Annotated in this window: 4 protein-coding genes and 1 pseudogene; 2 read left to right on the top strand and 3 right to left on the bottom strand. The window is 62.2% G+C overall.

Features of this window, described 5'->3' with window-relative positions:
• The coding region (locus EN893_RS14450; protein ID WP_164900866.1) for a xanthine dehydrogenase family protein molybdopterin-binding subunit at positions 1–2,044 on the bottom strand (2,044 nt) is incomplete at its 3' end.
• Between the two features lie 156 nt (positions 2,045–2,200).
• Between EN893_RS14450 and pepN the strand changes: the two genes are divergently transcribed.
• Positions 2,201–4,846, top strand: coding sequence for an aminopeptidase N (pepN, locus tag EN893_RS14445; RefSeq protein WP_127269853.1), 2,646 nt, complete (start codon positions 2,201–2,203; stop codon positions 4,844–4,846).
• Between the two features lie 24 nt (positions 4,847–4,870).
• Here the strand turns inward: pepN and EN893_RS14440 are convergent, their stop codons facing one another.
• Positions 4,871–5,176, bottom strand: a complete 306-nt coding sequence (locus EN893_RS14440; RefSeq protein ID WP_127270971.1) for an addiction module antidote protein — start codon at positions 5,174–5,176, stop codon at positions 4,871–4,873.
• Position 5,177: 1 nt separating this feature from the next.
• Complete coding sequence (locus tag EN893_RS14435) at positions 5,178–5,474, bottom strand: type II toxin-antitoxin system RelE/ParE family toxin (protein WP_127270969.1); 297 nt, start codon at positions 5,472–5,474, stop codon at positions 5,178–5,180.
• A gap of 220 nt (positions 5,475–5,694) precedes the next feature.
• Between EN893_RS14435 and EN893_RS14430 the strand changes: the two are divergent.
• Positions 5,695–6,215: pseudogene (locus tag EN893_RS14430) on the top strand (PAS domain-containing sensor histidine kinase); the annotation flags it as partial.

Genomic DNA, 6,215 nt, shown 5'->3' with positions numbered 1-6,215 from the left:
GCTGTCCGTCCTCGCCATAGATGGTGTCCTCGGTCAGTGCCTGGCCGATGCCTTGCACGACGCCGCCATGCACCTGGCCGGCGAGCAGGATCGGGTTCACGGTGACGCCGAAATCGTCGACGATGGTGTAGCGGACGATCTCGGTCGCGCCGGTGTCGGGATCGATCTCGACCTCGCAGATATGAGTGCCGTTGGGATAGGTGCATTCGTCCTGCACGAACTCGCCAAAGCCCTTGAGATCATCCGGCGTCTTGGCGGCCTTGGCGATGGCGGAAAAATCGATCGAGCGATCGGTGCCGACGATGCGGGCAACACCATCAGACAGCTCAATGTCGCCGGCCGAGGCTTCAAGCTCGTCGGCGGCGAGGCGCTTGATCTTGTTGGCCAGATCCTCGCCCGCGCGGGAAGCCGATACACCCCCCAGCGGTATGGAGCGCGAGCCGCCGGTGCCGCCGCCGGCTTTCAATTCATCGGTATCGCCCTGGCGGACATGGATCTTGTCGATGTCGAGATTGAGCTTTTCCGACAGGAACTGCGCATAGGCGGTGGCATGCCCCTGCCCGTTGGTCTGGGTGCCGATCTTCAGCGTCACCGTGCCATCGCCGTTGAGTTCGACGAAGGCCGGTTCGGAGCCCGGAAAGGCACAGGCCTCGATATAGGTCGCCATGCCGAGGCCGCGGATTTTTCCGCCGGCCTTCGATTGCGCCAGCCGCTCGGGAAACGCTTTCCATTCGGATTGCTCAATAGCGCGCTCCATATGGCCTTCGAATTCACCGGTGTCGTAGAGGCGGCCGGTTTGCGTCCGGTAGGGAAATTGCTCCGGCCGGATGAAGTTGCGGCGGCGGATCTCCTCGACAGGCAGGCGGAGATCGTGGGCGCAGGCATCGACCAGCTTTTCCAACAGGAACGCCGCTTCCGGCCGGCCGGCACCGCGATAGGCATCGACCGGGCAGGTGTTGGTGTAAAGGCCGGTGACCGAGACATCGAGCGCCTGGATATCGTAGACACCGGTCGACATGGTGACGCCGATATAGGGGATGAACGGGCCGTATTGCGAGATATAGGCGCCGATGTTGGCGAGCAGGTCCACCTTCATGCCGAGAAAGCGGCCGTCCTTGTCGAGCGCCATCTCGGCCGTGACGAAATTGTCGCGGCCTTGCGCGTCGGTCAGGAAGTGCTCCGTGCGGTCACCGGCCCATTTCACCGGGCGGCCAAGCCGCTTTGCCGCTTCCAGCACCAGCGGATATTCGCGGTAGACGAAGCTCTTCGGCCCGAAACCACCGCCGACATCAGGCGTGATGACGCGCAGCTGGTCCTTCTTGATCTTGAACACGCTGGCCAGGATATACTGCATGGAGTGCACGCCTTGCGACCCGGTGGTCAGCACGAAGCGCTTCTCCTCGACGTTCCATTCGCCGATCGCGGAGCGCGGCTCCATGTAGTTGCACACCAGCCGGTTGTTGACGAACTCGATGCGGGTGACATGGGCGGCCTTGGCGAAAGCCGCTTCGCTCTTTTTCTTGTCGCCCATGTGGTAGCTGAAGGCGCGGTTGGAACCAAGCTCCGGCCAGACCAGCGGCGTGCCTTCGGCCAATGCCGTTGCCGTCCCGGAGGCCGCATCTTCGCCGTCATAGTCGACATCGATCAGTTCGGCGGCATCCTGCGCCAAGGCTCGGCTGTCGGCGACGACGAAGGCAATGGCATCGCCGACATAGTTGACGCGGTCGCCGCACAGGATCGGGATGTCGCGCGTCGGAGCCTTGGTGCCGTCCGGCTGTTCCTGCATGACGCCGGATTTCAGATCGCCGAGATGGGCAAGATCCTTGCCGGTCAGCACCAGATGGACGCCAGGTGCCGTCTTCGCCGCCTCGGTCGAACCGATGGTGAAGCTGGCCTTGGCGACCGGCGAGCGCAGGACATAGCCATGCAGGACGCCAGCCGGCTGGATGTCGTCGGTATAGCGGCCCTGGCCCTGGATGAAGGCGGCATCCTCGCGCCGCAGCACGGATGCGCCCATGCCGAATTTCGGTGTGACGACGGTCATGGGTGCCTCGTGATGATGACAGGAGAAGGAACGCCTGAAATAGGCATTGCCTCAGTTTTGTCGAGGGGCCGTTTCGTGTAAAGAGCGCGGACTTCAAATTTCTTGGACCAGCGGACACAATCCGCCGCCAACGCAATCGACAGGAAAACCCACGGAATGCGCACGGACACCGGCCAGGTCTTCAAACTCGAAGACTATCGCCCCAACGACTACCTCATTCCGAAAACCGACCTTACCTTCCGCCTTTCGCCAGACGCAACGCGTGTCACCGCCGTCCTCACGATAGAGCGTCGTGACGACGTCTCCCTGTCGGCACCGTTGGTGCTCGACGGCGACGGGCTGACGCTCAAGCGCATCGAGATCGACGGCAAGAAGGTAAAACCGGCGGATCTGCTGGCGACGCCTGACCGGTTGACAATCCTCAAGCCTCCGGCGGCACGTCGCTTCCAGTTGCTCATAGAGACCGAGGTGGCGCCGGCGGGCAACGAAGCCCTGATGGGCCTCTACCGCTCGAGCAATGTCTACTGCACGCAATGCGAAGCGGAGGGCTTTCGCCGCATCACCTATTTCCTCGATCGTCCCGACATCCTGTCCGTCTACACGGTGCGCATAGAAGCAATGCGTGACGAAGCGCCGCTGCTCCTGTCCAACGGCAACCTGGTCGACAGGGGCGACCTCGGCGACGGCTGGCACTATGCAGTGTGGCACGACCCTTTTCCCAAGCCATCCTATTTGTTCGCGCTGGTGGCCGGCAATCTCGGCCAGCTTGCAGACAGTTTCGTCACGCTGTCGGGCCGCACGGTCGAACTCGGCATCTATGTCGAGCCCGGCAAGGAGAAGCTGGCCGGCTACGCGATGGATGCCCTGAAGCGGTCGATGAAATGGGACGAAGAGGCATTCGGCCGCGAATACGATCTCGACGTCTTCAACATCGTCGCCGTGTCCGACTTCAACATGGGAGCGATGGAGAACAAGGGCCTCAACATCTTCAACGACAAATATGTGCTGGCCGACCGGGAGACCGCGACGGACGCCGATTTCGCCAATATCGAGGCGATCATCGCGCATGAGTATTTCCACAATTGGACAGGCAACAGAATCACTTGCCGCGACTGGTTCCAGCTCTGCCTGAAGGAAGGCCTGACGGTTTTCCGCGACCACGAATTCTCCGCCGACCAGCGCTCGCGCGCGGTCAAGCGCATCGCCGAAGTGCGCACCTTGCGCGCCCACCAGTTTCCCGAGGACCAGGGCCCACTGGCGCATCCAGTGCGGCCGCGCCGCTACCGCGAGATCAACAATTTCTACACCGCCACGGTCTACGAGAAGGGCTCTGAAGTGGTGCGCATGATCCGCACAATTCTCGGTGCCGACGTCTTTCGCGCCGGCATGGACCTCTATTTCGAGCGGCACGACGGTGACGCGGCGACGATCGAGGATTTCATCAAGGTGTTCGAGGATGCGTCCGGCCGCGACCTGTCGCAGTTCGCGCTCTGGTATCATCAGGCAGGCACGCCGAACCTGACGATCAGTTCGACGCACAATCCGGCGGCGCAGGAATTCACGCTCGAAATCGAGCAGTCGGTACCGCCGACACCCTCCGAAAGCCGCAAGCGGCTGATGCACATCCCGCTGGCTTTCGGCCTGATCGGCGCCGGCGGCAAGCCTGTGCCATATAGCGGCGTCGAAGGCGCCAGCGTCGAGGACGGCGTCATCCATATCCGCAAGCGTCGCCACATGGTGCGGTTTTCAGGCGTCACCGAGCGCCCGGCCGTGTCGCTCAACCGCGGCTTTTCGGCGCCGGTGACATTGTCCGTCGAGCAGAAAGCCGACGACCAGTTCTTTCTCGCCCGCCATGACAGCGACGCCTTCTCGCGCTGGCAGGCCTTCAATACATTGCTGACCGATGCACTGATCACCGCCTTCCGCGAGATCCTCGGCGGCAAGCAGCCGGCCTTTGCACCGCGGCTGATCGAACTCGCCGGCAGCATCGCCGGCGACGAGACCCTGGAGCCGGCCTATCGAGCACTGGCGCTGGCATTGCCCGGCGAAGCCGACATCGCCCGCGACATCGGCCGGAACATCGACCCCGATGCTATCTATGCGGCTCGCGAGGCACTGGCGTTGGCGATCGGCACTGCGAACCGGGACGTTTTTTCGGGCCTTTACCGCGGCCTTGCAGACAAAGCAGCGTTCAGCCCCGACGCGGCGAGCGCCGGACGACGCGCCTTGCGCAACACCTTGCTGGATTATCTGTCGCTGCAGCCGAGTGGAGCAGCACTCGCCGCCAGGCATTTCCAGTCGGCGACCAACATGACCGACCGCGCGGCAGCACTTGCCGTGCTCGCGCATCGTCACCACGGTTCGCCCGAGGCGGTCGAGGCGCTGGCGGCTTTCGAGACGACCTATAGGTCCGACCCGCTGGTCATGGATAAATGGTTCCAGATCCAGGCCAGCGTTCCGGGACCGCAAACCGTCGACACCGTGAAGGCCCTGACCAGCCACCCGGCCTTCTCGATGGGCAATCCGAACCGGGTGCGCTCGCTGATCGGCACCTTCTCCAGCGCCAACCAGACCGGCTTCCATCGTGCTGACGGCGAAGGCTACTGGTTCTTTGCCCAGACTGTGCTCGAGGTTGAAAAGCGCAACCCGCAAGTGGCGGCCAGGCTGGCGACGGCGCTCAGATCGTGGCGTTCGCTCGAACCTTTGCGGCAGGCCAAGGCCAGGGAAGCGCTGCTGTCGATCGCCGGCGCCGAAAACCTGTCGGCGGATCTGCGGGATATCGTCGAGCGCACGCTGACGTAAATATGCAATTTCTTCAAGCGCCCGTTAAATCAGTCCCGGCTGATGGGACTGGGGCTTTGCGGTCAACTCGATCCCAAGCGCCTTCATCACGGCAATCGTCGTTTTCAGGGTCGGATTGCCGTTCTCACTGAAGGAGCGATAAAGCTGTTCACGCGAAAGTCCCGTCTGGCTCGCTATTTGGGCCATGCCCTTGGCGCGGGCTACGACACCCAGCGCGTGCGCGATATAGCCGGAATCTTCGGAAGCAAATGCTTCCGCCATGAATGCCGCAATGGCCTCATCAGAGGTCAGGCCTTCAGCCGGATCAAAGGTTGTCAGTTTCTCAGCCATTTCATTCGCTCCATTCCTTTGCCAGACGTTTCGCCGTCGTGATGTCCTTCTTTTGGGTGCCTTTGTCGCCGCCGCACAGAAGGACGATGATCGTGGTCCCCCGCTTCTGAAAATAGACGCGGTAGCCCGGGCCGTAGTGGATACGCAACTCGCTTATCCCTTCCCCCACGGGCTCGACATCTCCCGGATGCCCATAGGCAAGGCGGTCGAGCCGAGCAAAGATCGCACCCCGAGCGCGCTCATCCCTTAGCCGCGTCCACCACTTTCGGAACGTTTCCGTCTGCTTCAGGTCGATCATGAGGATCATGTAGTTTATAAACTACAATTTGTCAATCCTCAGAGACGGTCAGGCGCACAAGCGGCATTGGACCGTTTCGGCATTATTTTAGTCGATTTTTAATCTTTTTTCGCCGGACTACTGGACAAGGCGAATCACCTTTGATTCTTTACTGACGATTCGGATGTGCGGCGTTTGCCGGATCACCAAGCAGCATAGGCAAATTCGGGGAGTGCCATTTATGGCGAAGGCGGACGCGTGGGGCGCGCCCGGAGGGACGGTTTTTGCGCATCGCGAGACGCGCGGCGACGGTCTTGCCGGGAATACGCGGCTCATCGCCGAACCGGCCTACCGGCGGCTTCTGGCCGCCGAGCCGCTGCTGCGCCGATCAATACCTGTCCTCATCATCACCTTCCTGATCGTCATCGCGGCGCTGCGTGTGCTGTCGCTGATGAACGAGCGCGACGATGTCGAGCGCAATGCCAAGGCGATCCTGACGCGGGCGGCGGGCCAGCTGGCCAGTTCGCTCGCCACAACCTCGGAAACGGTGCCCGGCGCCATACAGGATCTGCTGGAGACCACCAGCCGTCAGGGCGCGATGGGCCGCAGCCATGTGCTTGTCATCACCGACAGCGCTTTCAAGATCGTCGCGGTGACGCCGCGCTCGATGCCATGGCAGGGCCATTCGCTCGACGGCCTCGTCGAGGGCGGCCAGCCCTTGTTCATGTTCGGCGATCGTGCCGGCGTCATGGACGTCAACAT

The sequence above is a fragment of the Mesorhizobium sp. M7A.F.Ca.CA.004.04.2.1 genome, from assembly GCF_004022825.1.
In the GTDB taxonomy this organism is placed as follows: Bacteria; Pseudomonadota; Alphaproteobacteria; order Rhizobiales; family Rhizobiaceae; genus Mesorhizobium.
Note: the sequence above shows the minus strand (reverse complement) of the source record. Positions and strands in the feature narration are given on the sequence as shown.